This is a genomic window from uncultured Boseongicola sp. (genome assembly GCF_937988555.1).
Classification (GTDB): Bacteria; Pseudomonadota; Alphaproteobacteria; order Rhodobacterales; family Rhodobacteraceae; genus Boseongicola.
Genome location: NZ_CALJXO010000112.1, coordinates 1 through 14855 on the forward strand (window position 1 = coordinate 1; position 14855 = coordinate 14855).

A 14855-nucleotide genomic window follows, 5' to 3' on the forward strand; every position below is an offset into this window, starting at 1 on the left:
GATTGGTTTTTGGCGATAGGGTCAGGGGTGCGATTTCCAGGACAAGCAGACTGGCGTATTGCTAGTGGTCCATCATCGTGATGCTTGGCACGCTGATCCTTGCACCGTTGGCGCCTGGTCTTGAAGGCATGCCGGTCATTACACGGCCCGAAACCTGGGCGAGTTTGTCTGCAATCGGGTTTGTTTTGACTTCGGCGGCGTTCATCACTTTGTTCTGGCTTATTCCTCGTGTCGGCGGGGCAACGGCGTCAATGATCACCTTGATCGCGCCGATTTCGTCGATCTTGCTGGGCGTTGTTTTTCTTTCGGAAGCGTTGCTGTCCGTGCAGGTGATTGGGATGGTTGTGATCTTTTTCGGATTGCTTTGTGTCGACGGGCGGCTTTTTCGTATCGGGCGCAAAGCTCAACCAATTGGTTGAACGTCATGTGGGGTGCGACATGTGGCACCAAGTCGGTAAAAATGTTTTATTTCATGATGATAGATGGGGTTTGCCCGCCATTGACTCGGAAAGGTCTCTCACGTAGTTCCTGCGCAACTTCTCATGGGGGCATGGCCCGTGGCCGAGACAGATCAGAACGATCACAAGGCCCGGCTTGACGCCTTGGAGCGTAAGCTGGCAGATAAGCGCGCCGCGAATGCACCAAAGCCCCACGCGGACGAGCATTATTCTCAGGCGCAGCACGCCTGGCGGATGGTGATCGAACTGGTTGCAGGGCTGGGGATCGGCTTTGGCATGGGATACGGGCTGGATGCCGCTTTTGGAACGTCCCCGTTCCTCTTAGTGATATTCACGCTTTTAGGATTTGCGGCTGGCATTCAGACGATGATGCGCACAGCCAATGAAATGAACAGCAATCCTGCAGCGGATGACGCGCAGGACAAGGCGAAGAGGGACTGAACGTGGCAGAAGAAGCTAAAGGCGGCGGTCTTGAATTCCACCCGATGGATCAGTTCATTATCAAACCAATGTTTGGTGACATAGGCGATCCGGTTGCGTGGTACACAGTGACCAATGCAACGTTCTGGATGGCAGCTGCTGTTCTGGCAATTGCCGCTTTGATGATCCTTGGCACGCGCGGCCGCGCAGTTGTGCCAAGCCGCGTACAGTCGCTCGCCGAGCTTAGCTACGGTTTCGTTTATAAGATGGTTGAGGATGTCACGGGCAAAGATGGCCTGAAGTACTTCCCTTACATCATGACGCTGTTCCTGTTCATTCTGTTTTCGAACTTCCTCGGGCTGATCCCGATGAGCTTTACCACGACCAGCCACATCGCAGTCACGGCCATTCTGGCGGTGGCGGTATTCTTGGCGGTCACGATTTTGGGCTTTGTCAAGAACGGTGCCTCGTTCCTTAGTCTTTTCTGGGTCAGCTCGGCGCCTTTGGCGCTGAGGCCGGTCCTTGCTCTGATCGAGCTGATTTCTTACTTCGTGCGGCCCGTCAGCCATTCTATCCGTCTTGCTGGCAACATGATGGCCGGTCACGCGGTTCTGAAAGTGTTCGCAGGCTTCGCACAAGTCGCTGCCGTCGCGCCGATCGCCATCTTCGGTGTGGTCGCGATCTACGGTCTTGAGGTTCTGGTGTCCGCAATCCAAGCCTACGTCTTTACCATTCTGACCTGTGTCTACCTGAAAGACGCTTTGCATCCGCATCACTAAGGTCAGTTCTTAATTCAGCCAATTCCATCGTAAGGAGACAGTCTAATGGAAGGCAATATCGCTCAAATGGGTCAATTCATCGGTGCCGGCCTTGCCGCTATCGGGTCTGGTGCAGCTGCTATCGGTGTGGGCCACGTTGCTGGCAACTTCCTCGCCGGCGCACTGCGTAACCCATCTGCCGCTGCGGGTCAGACCGCAACGCTCTTCATCGGCATCGCGTTTGCTGAAGCTCTGGGGATCTTCTCGTTCCTCGTCGCGCTTCTGCTTATGTTTGCTGTATAAGACACCTCGCGATCCTTACACGCCGGGTGTCCGCTGACGCGGGCCCCGTTGTCTGACAAAGGTTTGAGGAGGTCGCTATGGCGACAGAAACATCAGGCGCCGCCGAGTCCGCTCCCGGTATGCCGCAACTCGATTTCTCGACGTTCCCGAACCAGATTTTCTGGCTCGTGGTCACGTTGGTGGTCATCTATATGGTGCTGTCCCGCGTGGCATTGCCAAGGATTGCATCGGTTCTTGCTGAACGGCAGGGGACGATAACAAACGATATTGGTGCTGCCGAAGAGCTGAAGCAGAAGGCTGCTGAAGCCGAAGCTGCTTATGACAAGGCGTTGGCCGATGCACGGTCAGAGGCCGGTCGCATTGGTGCCGAGACGAAAGCCGAAGTTCAGGTCGAAATCGACGCAGCCATTGCAAAGGCTGACGCTGAGATTGCGGCGCGTGCCTCGGAAGGCGAAGCTCGGATCGACGAAATTCGCGTCGGAGCCACAGCCGCGGTTCGCGAAGTTGCGATAGACGCTGCCGAGGCCGTTGTGGCCGCGATGGGTGTCAACGTTGATAGCGCTGCGATTGCAGCGGCTGTTGATGCACGAGTGAAGGGGTAAGCCATGCAACGGATCATCACACTGATCGCTCTGGTCGCGGCGTCCCCTGCATTTGCGGCGAAGGGTCCGTTTTTCAGCCTAGCCAATACCGACTTCATTGTTGTCGTCTCGTTCATTCTTTTCGTCGGCGTGCTGTTTTACTTCAAAGTGCCGTCGATGCTGACGGGGCTTCTCGACAAACGCGCCGAGGGTATCCAGTCCGAGATTGATGAGGCGCGAGCGCTTCGTGAAGAAGCACAGACGCTGCTTGCCAGCTTTGAACGCAAACAACGCGATGTGCAGGAGCAGGCGGACCGCATCGTTGTGGCCGCTAAGGAAAGCGCGACGGAAATCGCGGCGCAGGCAAAACTTGATCTGGAGAAATCCATCGAGCGACGTCTTCGTGCTGCGGAGGACCAAATAGCGTCTGCCGAAGCATCGGCCGTCCGCCAGGTTCGCGACGAAGCTGTCCGCATCGCGATTGGGACGGCATCCGAGGTTATTGCGCGCGATATGAAGGCTGCCCGGGCCGATGCACTGGTTGAGGAGGCCATCAGCACGGTTGCTGCCAAGCTTCACTGACGATGGCACGTCACAGAATTGAACAAGCCCGGCCTTTTGGTCGGGCTTTTCAGTTTTAGCGAGTAAATGCGGCACCTGCGAAGGCTTTCGCGCATTTCCTTTGCTTTTCCCGCACTTGGGGGTAGTCTGTACTGCAGCGAGCCTATGAGGAGGACGACATGTCCGGAACACCGCTTTTGATCAAGCGCTACGCGAGTCGACGCCTGTATAACACCGAATCGTCCGATTATGTGACGCTTGAAGATATAGCGGGCTTCATTCGGGAGGGCCGCGAAGTTCAGATAGTGGACCTGAAATCCGGGGATGATCTGACACGTCAGTATCTTTTGCAGATTATCGCAGAGCATGAGAGCCGAGGCGACAATGTGCTTCCTTTGGATGTGCTTACGGATTTGGTGCGCTCGTATACGTCGCAAGCCAATTCGGTTGTGCCACAGTTCCTGGCGATGAGTTTTGATATGCTACGTGATGGCCAGTCGAAGGTCATGGAGAGCATTGCGTCGCCTATGACGGCCATGCCTGGTTTCGATGCGATGAAAGCACAGCAAGAGGCCTTTGTGAAAGCAATGACCATTGGTGGTTTTAGGGGGCCGGGTTGGCCCGCGAAGGACGGCGACGATGATGCTTCAGACAAGGCAGGCGACGAAGAGCCGCCAGCTGAGTTGGATGTGATCCGCGCGCAGCTGGCCGAAATGCAGGCGCAGCTTATGAAGATGGGAAAGCCGAAGAAATAGGGGGAGGCAGGCCCTGGAAGGGCGCTGCCATCCCCAATGCTTACCTAAAGATCGAGCGCACCGAATCCGCGAGGATCTGAACGACGAAAGCTTCGTTCAGGTATCCGGTTTCATCCAGATTTCTGGCGGACTGATAACGGCGGATCGCACGGCGGGTGTCGTCGTCAAAGGTCCCATCAACCTTTCCTGGCTTTAGTCCCAAACGATCCAGACGGCTTTCGATCGCGCGCCGTGTGTTCGGGGTCAGGTTCAAGGCGTTCTCTTCCTGTATTGCCTGACGTTGGCGCCCGGTTTGTTGTGAGGCGCGGGTCAGTTCGGCGATACGATCTTCGGCTTCCTGGCGAAACGCGCCCTGTGGTGCGATGGCAAGATAGTCGCGGTAGGATTGCTCGGTGTCCTGGATGCGGGCTTCGTCCCAAAGCTGCCGGTCCCGCGTGTTTGTCTCGGCGCGTTTTCGGCGTTCAATGGTTTCAAGCCGGGTCCGGGCCACTTCAGCGAAGTCGCCGTCGGGGAAGCGGGTCAGATAGGCCCGTAAGCCCGGTTCGTCATCACGGGCGCCGGTTTCCTCCCAAAAGGCGAGGTCCTGCGCGAGGCGGTCCTCGCGGCGGCGTTCGGCTTCGGCTTCAAGTTCGGCGGCGCGACGCTCGGCCTGGGCGTCGAGGCGGGTAATCTGGTCGGTGCTTAGAAAGCCCGTGACGTCGGTGCTGTTTGCCGTCTGCCACGATGATATGGCAGCGCGGGTACCCCGACCGAAGATGCCGTCGATGCCGCGGGTGTTAAAGTTCAGAAGCGTCAAATCACGCTGAATTTCCCGACGCTGGTCACGGTTAAGCTCGAGGGCTTGTTCAGTGCGCTCAGCGCGGGCTTCGGGCGTGTCTGTCATTGCCTCGATACGCCCGGTTGCCATTGCCGTGAACTGGCCGCCGGGGAAGCTGTCGATATAGCCCTCGTAGGCTTCGATGGTGTCGATACGGTCAGCCAATCGCCATGCCAGAAGATCGGCGCTGCGGTCGGTTGTCGTCGGTGTGGGGGCCTGGGCGGCGACCGCGGGTTCGCGAAGATCCGCCACAAACACCTGTCCGTCCATGACAAAACCACCAATCTGGACACTGCGGCTGTTGCGCAAGTTCGCAAGGTTCTCGCCTGGGCGTGCTAAGCGCTGGACCGATTGCGCCAAGGGGCGGGGGGCTCCGGTCAGAAGGGTGATGCCCTGCGGCAGGTCAAGATCGCCGATACCTATTTGAAGGAGTGGCCCAAAGTTGCCGTCGACATCGCTGTTGGCCAAAGCAAGGATGGCCTGACCCGGAGTTTCAGCGAGGATGGCCAGTATCTGGCTAAGCGGGATGGCAGTCGCCGCAACGTCGGTGAGCGCGCCCGGACGCGCATCTGTGGGCAGAAAGTACGTGTCGGTTGCAGAGTGAGCAAAGCGACCGGCCAGCACGACGAGAAGGCGATCCGAATCCGAGGCAGCTGCCTCGAAAGCAGAAAGCGCCTCGACAAGATCACGACCTTCGGCGTCACGGACACTGAAAACTTCGAAGCCTTGGCGTTCGAAAGCGGAAGCCGGGCCTGTCACCTCGTCTCCGCGTCGAAGATCATTCAACCCGGCATAGTCCTCGTTTCCGATCATTAAAGCGGCGCCGTCGGCCCAGACGGGCGCGGTTGAGGCCAGGGTAATGGCCGTGGCGAAAAACAGATGTCGCATACTCATAATCCTCCCTTTGTCGATCCTACCCTACGGCGAACACGATTGCCCGGCAATTGACTTGCGCTTGAGCGACTTCCTGCTTGAACCCTTGGGCTACGGCTTCATTATGCGGTCAACTTGGATTGAAAGGTTGGCGTTATGAATATCGAGCTGTTGAAAAATCTTTGCGAGACCCCCGGAGTGCCGGGCAACGAGGAGCGAGTGCGAGAGTTGATCCTTGGCGAGGTCGAAGGTCTGTTTGACGAGGTGCGTGTCGACGCCATGGGATCGCTGCATTGTGTGCGCAACGGTAAGGGTACGGACCCTGAGCGGATCATGCTTTTGTGTCATATGGATGAGATCGGGTTTCTGGTCAGCCACATCTCGGACAAGGGGTTTTTGTACCTCCAGCCTGTTGGTGGATTTGATCCGCGCAACCTGTTTTCGCGGCGCGTTCTGGTTTGCACGGATGACGGCGAATTGAAGGCTGTGATGAACCCGGCGGGGCGTCCGGTGCATATTGCTTCGGCTGCGGACAAAAAGCGCATCCCCGAGCCGCACGAATTTTACGTTGATACCGGATTGGGTGAGGCTGCGAAGGATAGGGTGAAGGTCGGTGATATGGTTGTCATGGACGAGCCGTTTCTGGAGATGGGCGAGAAGCTTGTGTCCAAGGCGTTGGACAACCGGGTTGCGTGCTGGCTTGGGATCGAGGCGGCGCGGGGGCTTGGCAAGGCCAAGACCAAGGCCGAGATCCACGTGGTGTTTACGACGCAAGAAGAAGTTGGTTTGCGCGGGGCGCGGACAGCGTCCTATGCGGTGAAGCCGGACATCGGCATCGGCATTGATACGACGTTGTCATGTGACACGCCGGGTGTACCCGAGCAGGACCGCACAACAGTGCAGGGGCAGGGCTTTGGTCTGCACATTCGCGATGGGTCGTTCATTGCAGACAAGGCTTTGGTGGCTGAGGTGGCAGCGCTCGCCGAGAAGAAGAAAATCCCTTATCAGCGCACGATGTTGCGGTCTGGCGGTCAGGACGGCGCTGCGGCTCAGCAGTCGGCAGCGGGTGCGCGCGCGATCGGAATTGTCGTGGGCACGCGGTATATCCATACCGTAACCGAGATGGTGGATCGCACGGATTTGAAAGCGGCTTTGGATATTCTGGTCGCGTTCTTGAAGTCGCGGTAGGCGTAGCGCTGCCTTATACACAGGGTGACTTCACATTGGCTTGGAAGAGGGTGGCCGGAAATTTGGTGCGCCGTTTCAAGGCATACACGGGTCCCTTCAACCAGGCTGATTTGCCACCTTGAGGTTTAGTCATCGCGGTTGCTTCCGGCCGGATTTGTGGCCGGTTCAGCAGGCGTGTGTCCATCGGGGGCATCATATCCAAGGGTCCTTTTCTATTGAGGATCACCCTGCCAAGACGCCAAGCACCGCGCTTGAAGAACACCTTGTGATTGTCTTGTGGTGTTCTTGTGATTGCCACCAATCCGCTCAAAACTCTTGTGAACGCAGGTCTGAGGCGGTCTAGTTTTCTGATGAAGTATCAATTTTCTGACTGCGTTCTGGATAGCGAAGCCTTTTCGCTGATGCGTGGCGGTGCCCGTCGCGCCTCAGGTTTTTGACCTGCTGCTTACGCTTGTACGCAAACCGGGTGCTGTTCTGACGCGCGACGACCTGATCGAAGCGGTTTGGGGTGGGGGTATTGTGTCGGATTCTGCAATCAGCGCGCGTGTTTCAGCGGCGCGGCGTGCTGTTGGAGACGACGGGACCAGACAAGGCATCATTCGGACGTTGCCGCGGCGGGGGTTTCAGTTTGTGGCTGACGTATCTGGTGAAGAGGACGGGCGTACCAAGATCGCTGAGGGACTAACGCCGCCAAAGGTGCGTTATGCGACTGTTGAAGATGGGGTGAAAATCGCGTTTGCGGTTTCTGGTCCGGACCGCCATTGATGCGCGTGGCTCACCATCCCACACACCTTGAGTTGGATTGGGCGGAGGAAACCGAACGCGCCTTCTTTGAACAGCTTTGCCAGGATACTGTAATGTTGACGATGGTTCCTTCGCAGTTTAGAGCGCCGTCCTAAAAAACTGAATCGAGGGGATTGAACGAACTCGCTGACGTGGGATGGGCGTCACTATTGGCGGGAATGGCCTCCTGATGGGAAGGTTTGGTTACTGAGACCAACCTTTAATCAGGAGACCATCCCACGGCTGATGCCACACCAGCGGTAAGCCCGCTGCGCCGCCGTATGATCGACGATATGACGCTTCGCAACCTTTCGCCGGCCACACAACGATCCTATCTTCATGCCGTTGCCAAGTTCAGCCGGCATTTCAACCGCTCGCCAGATCGGCTGGGGCGCGGAGGTTTTGCGACCGGTTGGTTGAGCTTGACGCCGTTGACGAGTTGACTGGGCGTGACGCCTTCCGGTTTTATGGAGTTTGAGCCTGACAAATAACCATATAACAGCTAGCTAAGAGGCTAGCTATAAAAGGGGTAAACCAGTGTTGACTCTTCAAGACGCGAAGAACCGCTTTAGTGCGGTCGTCGACGCCGCACTAGCGGGGCATCCTCAAGAAGTGACGCGCCGCGGTAAGCCCGCGGTCGTGGTGCTTTCTGCTGATGACTATCATCGTCTCGTGAGAGATGCGCAATAGAACCGTGGACGGTTTATTGACCACGTTCTTGCCTTTCCCGATGTTGACGTTTCCCGCGCTGAGGCGGTTCCGCGAGATGTTGAATTTTGACCTATATCTTGGACACCAATACCATTTCGGCCGTGCGGCGTGCGGATCGAAGCCCTAATGTGGCTATCTGGCTTGCCAATCAGGCGGAGGCGGATCTTTATTTAAGCGTTATTACTCTTGGTGAGATTGAGCGCGGCATTCGCCTACAGGAACCGCACAATCCGGACTTTGCACTTGACCTTAGGCGCTGGCTTGATCGAACGATGACGCTGTTCGCGGACCGAATACTGGAGTTCACAGCGCAGGACGCGCGTCTTTGGGGAGAGCTTTCAGAAAAGCTCGGTCATCCGGGGGCCGATTTGATGATTGCGGCCCAAGCCTTGGCCAGAAATGCGCAGGTTGTCACAAGGAATGTTGCTGACTTCGAGCCGAGTGGAGCGCGAATTCTCAATCCGTTTTAAACGACTTGGATCGCGAACTGGACGACCTGCCACCAGACTTGCGCTGGCGTGAGTGGACGCGGCGGATTGAGGCGGTGTTGTTTGCGAGCGCATCGCCGGTGGCGCGCGAAGACTTGGGCCGTGTTGTTGGCAGGTGCGTCTGTCGATCTGCTGATCGAAGACCTCGCCGCTGATCTTGAAGGCCGGTCCTTCGAGGTCACCAAGGTTAAAGGCGGCTGGATTTTACGCAGAGAAATTTCCCATATTTGGAAGGTCCAGCGGCGGAATGATTGCGGTGGAATGCGCGGCGCGCTTTCCTGAACGCGTTTCGAAACTGGCCACTCTTGGCAGCTATGCGGAAGGCAGAAGTGTCCGCGCAGGTACCGCGCCCGACGGCGGTGATGTAATTTTGAAGATGGCGACCGAAGGTTGGACCACGCCCGATAGCGCATTTATGTCGGGCTACATGGCCGTATATTTCCCGACTGCGTCGCAAAACAAGCTCCGCCGACTTGCACAGAACGTGCAGGCGTCTTGTCCTGTCGAGAATGAGATCGCAGGCCGCAGCTTTTTCAACGGTCACTCGGTGGGGCCTCTATTGGACCAGATCGACGTACCAACGTTGGTGATGCATTGCCGCGAAGACGCGGTGCATCCGTTGAGCGAAGGGATGAAAATTGCGCGTGGTATTGCGAATGCAGAACTTATGATTTTGGAAAGCCGCAATCACTATCCACTGCTAGACGAGCCCGCATGGCAGATTATGGTCGATGGATTTCTGGAATTTCTTCGGCGCTGAATCGGACGTGAAAGCATGCCGGAACGAAAAAGCCGCCCCGAATGGAGCGGCTTTTCATAGTCCGAAAGGTGATCTGGCTTAGAAGCCGAGACCTTCGTATTTCTTTTTGAACTTTGACACGCGGCCACCGGTGTCGAGAAGACGCGATGAACCGCCGTTCCAAGCCGGGTGCACCGATGGATCGATATCCAGCGAAAGCGTGGCTCCTTCGGAGCCCCAGGTCGAGCGCATCTGCAACATGTCACCGTTCGTCATTTTGACTTCGATGGGGTGGTAGTCGGGATGAATGTCTTTTCTCATGGTAGTCCCTCCTTACGCGTTCGTTTTGGGTTTGTAGTTGGAATCTTCCGCGATACGGGCAGATTTGCCACGACGTGCACGGAGATAGTACAGCTTGGCGCGGCGGACACGGCCACGGCGCACAACGGTGATGCTGTCGATGTTGGTCGAATGCAGCGGGAACACACGTTCCACGCCCTCACCGAATGAAATCTTGCGGACAGTGAACGAACCCGCGATGCCTTTGCCGTTCTTACGGCTGATGCATACGCCTTCGTAGTTCTGCACGCGCGAGCGCGTGCCTTCTGTCACTTTGTAACCAACGCGGAGTGTATCACCCGCTTTGAAGTCTGGAAGATCAGCAGCAAGTGCGGCGACTTGCTCGGCTTCCAATTGTGCGATCAGGTTCATCTGAAACGCTCCTTTTGTATGACCTCGGGTTTATCCCAAGAGATGGTTTGGCGCCTCAGAGCTTCGGGGTTTGTCGGACCGCACGTGGCGACCGCCGAAGGGTTCAGGTCATCTTTGCTTATGTGCGGGTGATTCAGCCCGCGAACTAGCGCCGTATAAGGGTGTAGTGGGTTTGGATCAAGCAAAAACCCAGAACCTCCAATCGCGTGTGGCCCCTTTATTTCTTGGCGTCACGGTCAGATTTATCGGTGTAAGCGCGCCACAGGTCAGGGCGGCGGTCTTTGGTGATCCGCTCTGCCTGCTTTTTGCGCCATTGCGCAACCTTGCCATGGTCACCCGAGGTCAGGACATCAGGGATCGCGTGCCCCTCCCAATCGGCGGGGCGAGTGTACTGCGGGTGTTCGAGGAGGCCTTCGGAAAAGCTCTCTTCTTCAGCGGAGGCGGCGTTCCCTAAAATGCCGGGGCGAAGACGAATTGTAGCGTCGATCATCGCCTGTGCCGCGATTTCGCCGCCAGTCAGAACAAAGTCCCCCAAGGATACTTCTTCGATGTCAAAATGGTCGATCACGCGTTGGTCGAGGCCTTCAAATCGACCACAGATCATGGTGATGCCATCGGCTGCGGCGAAGCGTTCAGCATCTGCCTGATCGAAAGGCTTCCCGCGTGGCGACAGGTAGACAAGCGGCCAACGTGCGCGGTCTGAAGAGGCGTTCTTTTGGGCGAAACGGATCGCGCGGCCCATGATGTCGGGGCGCAGAACCATGCCGGCGCCGCCGCCCGATGGGGTGTCGTCAACGTTGCGGTGTTTGCCTTCACCAAAGAGACGCAGGTCGATGGTGTCCAGCTTCCACAAGCCTTCTTGCAACGCTTTCCCGGTCACAGAGGCGCCAAGGGTACCGGGAAAGGTTTCAGGGAAAAGCGTGATTATTTTGGCGGTCCACGCTCCGACAAGGTCCGGACGGTCACTCATAAGGTCGCGCGGCGTCACAGTTGCGCTGATTTTGAGACGGCCATGCGACTTCGACGGCGTAGTGCTCATTCGAACAACCCATCGGGCGGGTCAGCGATGATGCGGCCCGCCTTCATGTCAACGGTTGGGACGGCGGCTTCGGTGAACGGCAAGAGGACCGGTTGCTTCAGTCCCATTCCCGAGATTTCAAGAAGATCACCCGCGCCGTGGTTCAGAACGGCCTTCACCCGGCCTATTTCGGTGCCGCCGGTATCAAGCACGATCAAGCCAATCAGGTCAGTATAATAGTACTCGTCATCGACCAGGTCAGGCAGACGGTCGCGTGGCGCAAAAAGCTGCACGCCCCGAAGAGCGTCTGCAGCGTCTTTCGTGGCGACGCCGGTCAGGCGTGCGGCAAAGCCATTTTTAACCGAACGCGTAATGCGCACCTCCCAAGATGTCGCCCCGTCTTCCGACGTGAGCGGCCCATAGGTGGAGATGGCGTCGGGCTCGGCGCAAAAGCTTTTCAGCCGCACCTCGCCCTTCACACCAAATGAGCCGGCAATAGCGCCGACGCAAACCCGATCCGACATGTTTTAAACCATTGAAAAGGCGCGGATTACTCCGCTACCTCTTCAACTGCTTCTTCGGCTGGGGCTGCGTCTTCAACAGGCGCTTCTGCTGCAGGAGCAGCAGCTTTTGCAGCTTTTTCTTCTGCGCGCTCAGCAGCTTTCTTGCCCGGAACAGCTTTGTTCGGGTTGTTACGCTCGGTCTTTTCGCGAACGCCAGCAGCTTCAAGCATGCGTGCGATACGGTCGCTTGGCTGCGCGCCCTGGTCGAGCCAGTACTGAACGCGTTCAATGTTCATTTTCACGCGCTCTTCGTTGTCTTTGGCGAGAAGCGGGTTGTAAGTGCCGAGCTTCTCGATGAAGCGGCCATCGCGTGGCATGCGGCTGTCGGCCGCAACGATTGCGTAGTGAGGACGCTTCTTGGAGCCACCGCGGGCGAGGCGAATTTTCATAGCCATGTCGTTGATCCTTTAAGAGTTATTTCTGGTGTTGATTATGGTGCTGGATGACTTCCTGGATGATGAAGGCCAGGAATTTCTTTGCGAATTGGGGGTCCAAATCCGCTTCTTTCGAGAGCCATTCAAGGCGTTCGATCTGGTTGGCCTCGCGCGCCATGTCACTGGGCGGGAGGTCATGTTCTGCTTTCAGGCGACCGACGGCCTGTGTCTGCTTGAACCGTTCGGCAAGGGTGTAGACAAGGATGGCGTCGAGGCGGTCGATGCTGTCGCGGTGGCCGGCCAGAAGCTCGGCTGCGCGGGATACGGCGTCGGTCATGGGCGTGCTCCTGAGGCGGCGATTGTGAAGGTAGTGCACATTATGCCTTGCCCTTCGGGTAAAAGCGCCAGGCGTCGATGGGATCGTCCGTTTCTGACCACCGCGCATCTTCGTCGATGCTTCCACCGAGACGCGTTGCGACAGCCGCTGACGCGAGATTGTCGTTGGCAATGTAGGCACCACAGGTTGAGAGGCCAACGTGATCCCAGGTAAAGTCACGCAATGCGGCCATGACTTTTGTGCCATAGCCTTGGCCGTCGTGCGCGCCGTCATAAAGGAGCCAGCCGAAGTCAGGCTCCGGCCATGTTGGCGGGAACCATGCGCCGCCAGGGCCGCCGACACACCTTGAACGCGCGCTTTTGAGGACGTCCGCAAATATATCACCATCGCTCATCTGCGGGGCCCGCAAGATCAGGCGATCAGTTTCGAGGGCTGGGATGGCGACGGTGCTCATGCGGCCTCCCGCGTAGCGTGGACCCAGATATCGAGCGCGCCAAATTCCGGATGCGTGAAAGCCTCCGTTTTGCGGCAGTTCATGCGCTTGGCCAGTCGGATCGAGCGCACATTGTCAGGCATGATCAGGCTGACGATGCGGGACCAGCCCAAAGCCGTGTAGGCGAATTCGCGCGTTGCGGTTGCAGCCTCATGGGCGATGCCTTTGCCCTCACCGGCTTCATAAAGGGACCAACCGATTTCGGCTTCGGGCCAGTCCATCGGATGATAAATGCCGACGACGCCGTAGGGCTCGTCGGTTACCTTGTCGGCGACCATCCAGCGACCGTAGCCGCGAAGGTGCCATTGGCCGATGATCGCTTCGAGGCTTTGGAAACTTGATTGCGCGTCAAAGGGCCCACCGACGCCTTTGCTGCGCTCAGACGTACGAAATGCGATATGCGCAGCGAGATCCGAGGCTTTCGGAAGCCTCAGGCGGAGACGATCGGTCTCGATCTCGGGGATATGAAATGCAACGGTCATTTGGGATTACTTTTTCTTACCAAACCCAGACAGCCCGGGGGGCAGGGCCGCGCCACCGCCCATACCGGGGAAGCCGCCGCCCATTTTGCCCATTTTGCCCATTTGTGCCTGCGCTGCGTCCATCTCGGCCTGGCTTGGCATGCCACCGGGGGGCATGCCGCCTTTGCCGCCAAGCATGCTGCCCATTTGGCGCATCATGCCCTTTTTGCCCATTTTCCCCATCTTCTTCATCATATCCGCCATCTGGCGATGCATTTTCAGAAGCTTGTTGAGGTCGGAAACCTCCAAGCCTGCACCTGCCGCGATGCGTTTCTTGCGACTGGCTTGAAGAAGGCCTGGATTGGCGCGTTCTTTCTTGGTCATGGACTGAATGAGAGCGACCTGACGTTTGAGGACTTTGTCGTCCATGCCCGCGTCGGCCATCTGGTTCTTCATTTTTCCCATACCGGGCATCATGCCCATAATGCCTTGCATGCCGCCCATTTTGAGCATCTGCTCAAGCTGACTGCGCAGGTCGTTCATGTTGAACTGACCCTTCTGGAAGCGCTTCATCATGCGCTCGGCCTGTTCGGCCTCGATGGTTTCCTGTGCCTTTTCGACGAGAGCCACGATGTCGCCCATGCCGAGGATGCGGCCCGCGATGCGGTCGGGCTCAAACGTTTCAATGGCGTCCATCTTTTCGCCAAGGCCGACAAAGCGGATCGGTTTGCCGGTGACGGCGCGCATCGAAAGTGCCGCACCACCGCGACCATCGCCATCCATGCGGGTCAGAACGACGCCGGTGACGCCGATTTTGTCGTCAAATTCTGTCGCGACGTTGACCGCGTCCTGACCGGTAAGACCGTCGACCACGAGGAGCGTTTCGCGGGGATTGGCAACGTCGCGCACCGCGGCGGCTTGCGCAATCAGTTCTTCGTCGATGTGCAGGCGGCCGGCGGTGTCGAGCATGTAGACGTCGTAGCCGCCAAGGCTGGCTTGGGTTTTCGCGCGCTTGGCGATGGCGACCGGGTCTTCGCCTTTAACGATCGGCAGGGTGTCGACGCCGATCTGCACGCCAAGGATCGCAAGTTGCTCCATCGCCGCCGGACGGTTGGTGTCGAGCGAGGCCATAAGGACGCGTTTGCCTTCGCGGTCTTTCAAACGTTTGGCAAGTTTGGCGGTGGTTGTCGTTTTACCAGACCCCTGCAGGCCGACCATCAAGATCGGGGCAGGTGGGTTGTCGATCTTAAGCGCGCCGGGGTCTTCATCGCCCTTCAGGACATGGATAAGTTCGTCGTGGACGATCTTGACGACCTGTTGGCCGGGGGTGACCGATTTGGTGACGGCCTGGCCGGTCGCCTTTTCCTGCACCGCCTTGATGAAATCGCGGGCTACTGGCAGGGATACGTCAGCCTCGAGCAATGCCACGCGGACTTCGCGCAGGGCGGTCTTGACGTCGTCAT

The 14855-nt window shown here is 57.7% G+C and carries 21 protein-coding genes and 3 pseudogenes; 14 read left to right on the forward strand and 10 right to left on the reverse strand.

The window, feature by feature from the left end; translation table 11 throughout:
* The first annotated feature begins 80 nt into the window (after positions 1–80).
* From Q1B15_RS06025 to phaR, 7 genes are all read left to right on the forward strand, one after another.
* Positions 81–419, forward strand: a complete 339-nt coding sequence (locus Q1B15_RS06025) for a DMT family transporter (protein ID WP_299751663.1) — start codon at positions 81–83, stop codon at positions 417–419.
* Between the two features lie 138 nt (positions 420–557).
* Entirely contained in the window at positions 558–899 is a 342-nt protein-coding gene (locus Q1B15_RS06030) for an AtpZ/AtpI family protein (protein ID WP_299751601.1), read from the forward strand.
* 2 nt (positions 900–901) lie between these two features.
* On the forward strand, positions 902–1657 hold the full coding sequence (locus tag Q1B15_RS06035; RefSeq protein WP_299751604.1) for a F0F1 ATP synthase subunit A: 756 nt from the start codon (positions 902–904) through the stop codon (positions 1655–1657).
* A gap of 45 nt (positions 1658–1702) precedes the next feature.
* Positions 1703–1939: a F0F1 ATP synthase subunit C gene (locus Q1B15_RS06040; protein WP_093973261.1), complete on the forward strand. Its 237-nt coding sequence runs from the start codon at positions 1703–1705 to the stop codon at positions 1937–1939.
* Positions 1940–2016: 77 nt separating this feature from the next.
* On the forward strand, positions 2017–2541 hold the full coding sequence (locus tag Q1B15_RS06045; protein WP_299751612.1) for a F0F1 ATP synthase subunit B': 525 nt from the start codon (positions 2017–2019) through the stop codon (positions 2539–2541).
* A gap of 3 nt (positions 2542–2544) precedes the next feature.
* On the forward strand, positions 2545–3102 hold the full coding sequence (locus Q1B15_RS06050) for a F0F1 ATP synthase subunit B (RefSeq protein ID WP_299751615.1): 558 nt from the start codon (positions 2545–2547) through the stop codon (positions 3100–3102).
* 158 nt (positions 3103–3260) lie between these two features.
* Positions 3261–3836: a polyhydroxyalkanoate synthesis repressor PhaR gene (gene phaR / locus Q1B15_RS06055; protein WP_299751618.1), complete on the forward strand. Its 576-nt coding sequence runs from the start codon at positions 3261–3263 to the stop codon at positions 3834–3836.
* Positions 3837–3876: 40 nt separating this feature from the next.
* On the opposite strand, the gene Q1B15_RS06060 is transcribed toward phaR, so the two are convergent.
* Positions 3877–5541 carry a peptidoglycan-binding protein gene (locus Q1B15_RS06060; RefSeq protein WP_299751621.1) on the reverse strand — a complete coding sequence of 555 codons (1665 nt, stop codon included), beginning with the start codon at positions 5539–5541 and terminating at the stop codon, positions 3877–3879.
* 141 nt (positions 5542–5682) lie between these two features.
* Here Q1B15_RS06060 and Q1B15_RS06065 point away from each other — a divergent pair, with 141 nt between their 5' ends.
* The 7 genes and pseudogenes from Q1B15_RS06065 (at position 5683) to Q1B15_RS06095 (ending at position 9456) form a co-directional block, all read left to right on the forward strand.
* Positions 5683–6714, forward strand: a complete 1032-nt coding sequence (locus Q1B15_RS06065; RefSeq protein WP_299751624.1) for a M20/M25/M40 family metallo-hydrolase — start codon at positions 5683–5685, stop codon at positions 6712–6714.
* A gap of 411 nt (positions 6715–7125) precedes the next feature.
* Entirely contained in the window at positions 7126–7479 is a 354-nt protein-coding gene (locus tag Q1B15_RS06070) for a winged helix-turn-helix domain-containing protein (protein WP_299751627.1), read from the forward strand.
* A gap of 370 nt (positions 7480–7849) precedes the next feature.
* Positions 7850–7975, forward strand: a pseudogene (locus Q1B15_RS06075) (DUF1403 family protein); the annotation flags it as partial.
* Between the two features lie 59 nt (positions 7976–8034).
* Positions 8035–8277: pseudogene (locus tag Q1B15_RS06080) on the forward strand (type II toxin-antitoxin system Phd/YefM family antitoxin).
* Positions 8274–8678, forward strand: a complete 405-nt coding sequence (locus Q1B15_RS06085) for a type II toxin-antitoxin system VapC family toxin (RefSeq protein WP_299751630.1) — start codon at positions 8274–8276, stop codon at positions 8676–8678. The pseudogene Q1B15_RS06080 and the gene Q1B15_RS06085 overlap by 4 nt, the downstream one beginning before the upstream one ends.
* Before the next feature lie 5 nt (positions 8679–8683).
* Positions 8684–8900, forward strand: a pseudogene (locus Q1B15_RS06090) (SMC-Scp complex subunit ScpB); the annotation flags it as partial.
* Positions 8901–8943: 43 nt separating this feature from the next.
* A complete protein-coding gene (locus tag Q1B15_RS06095; protein WP_299751633.1) occupies positions 8944–9456 on the forward strand; it encodes an alpha/beta hydrolase in 513 nt (170 codons plus the stop codon).
* Between the two features lie 78 nt (positions 9457–9534).
* Here Q1B15_RS06095 and rpmE read toward each other — a convergent pair whose 3' ends face one another.
* From rpmE to ffh, 9 genes are all read right to left on the reverse strand, one after another.
* Entirely contained in the window at positions 9535–9756 is a 222-nt protein-coding gene (gene rpmE / locus Q1B15_RS06100) for a 50S ribosomal protein L31 (RefSeq protein WP_299751635.1), read from the reverse strand.
* A gap of 12 nt (positions 9757–9768) precedes the next feature.
* Positions 9769–10146: a 50S ribosomal protein L19 gene (rplS, locus tag Q1B15_RS06105; RefSeq protein ID WP_299751638.1), complete on the reverse strand. Its 378-nt coding sequence runs from the start codon at positions 10144–10146 to the stop codon at positions 9769–9771.
* Positions 10147–10363: 217 nt separating this feature from the next.
* Complete coding sequence (gene trmD / locus Q1B15_RS06110; protein WP_299751641.1) at positions 10364–11185, reverse strand: tRNA (guanosine(37)-N1)-methyltransferase TrmD; 822 nt, start codon at positions 11183–11185, stop codon at positions 10364–10366.
* Positions 11182–11688, reverse strand: a complete 507-nt coding sequence (gene rimM / locus Q1B15_RS06115; protein WP_299751644.1) for a ribosome maturation factor RimM — start codon at positions 11686–11688, stop codon at positions 11182–11184. Before rimM ends, trmD begins: the two co-directional genes overlap by 4 nt.
* Positions 11689–11714: 26 nt before the next feature.
* Positions 11715–12122, reverse strand: a complete 408-nt coding sequence (gene rpsP / locus Q1B15_RS06120) for a 30S ribosomal protein S16 (protein ID WP_299751647.1) — start codon at positions 12120–12122, stop codon at positions 11715–11717.
* Between the two features lie 19 nt (positions 12123–12141).
* Positions 12142–12438 (reverse strand): chorismate mutase, encoded by a 297-nt coding sequence (locus tag Q1B15_RS06125; protein WP_299751650.1) that lies wholly within the window; start codon positions 12436–12438, stop codon positions 12142–12144.
* Positions 12439–12478: 40 nt separating this feature from the next.
* Positions 12479–12892 (reverse strand): GNAT family N-acetyltransferase, encoded by a 414-nt coding sequence (locus Q1B15_RS06130; RefSeq protein ID WP_299751653.1) that lies wholly within the window; start codon positions 12890–12892, stop codon positions 12479–12481.
* Complete coding sequence (locus Q1B15_RS06135) at positions 12889–13413, reverse strand: GNAT family N-acetyltransferase (protein WP_299751657.1); 525 nt, start codon at positions 13411–13413, stop codon at positions 12889–12891. The genes Q1B15_RS06130 and Q1B15_RS06135 overlap by 4 nt, the downstream gene beginning before the upstream one ends.
* 6 nt (positions 13414–13419) lie before the next feature.
* A partial coding sequence (ffh, locus tag Q1B15_RS06140; protein WP_299751660.1) for a signal recognition particle protein occupies positions 13420–14855 on the reverse strand: 1436 nt, incomplete at its 5' end.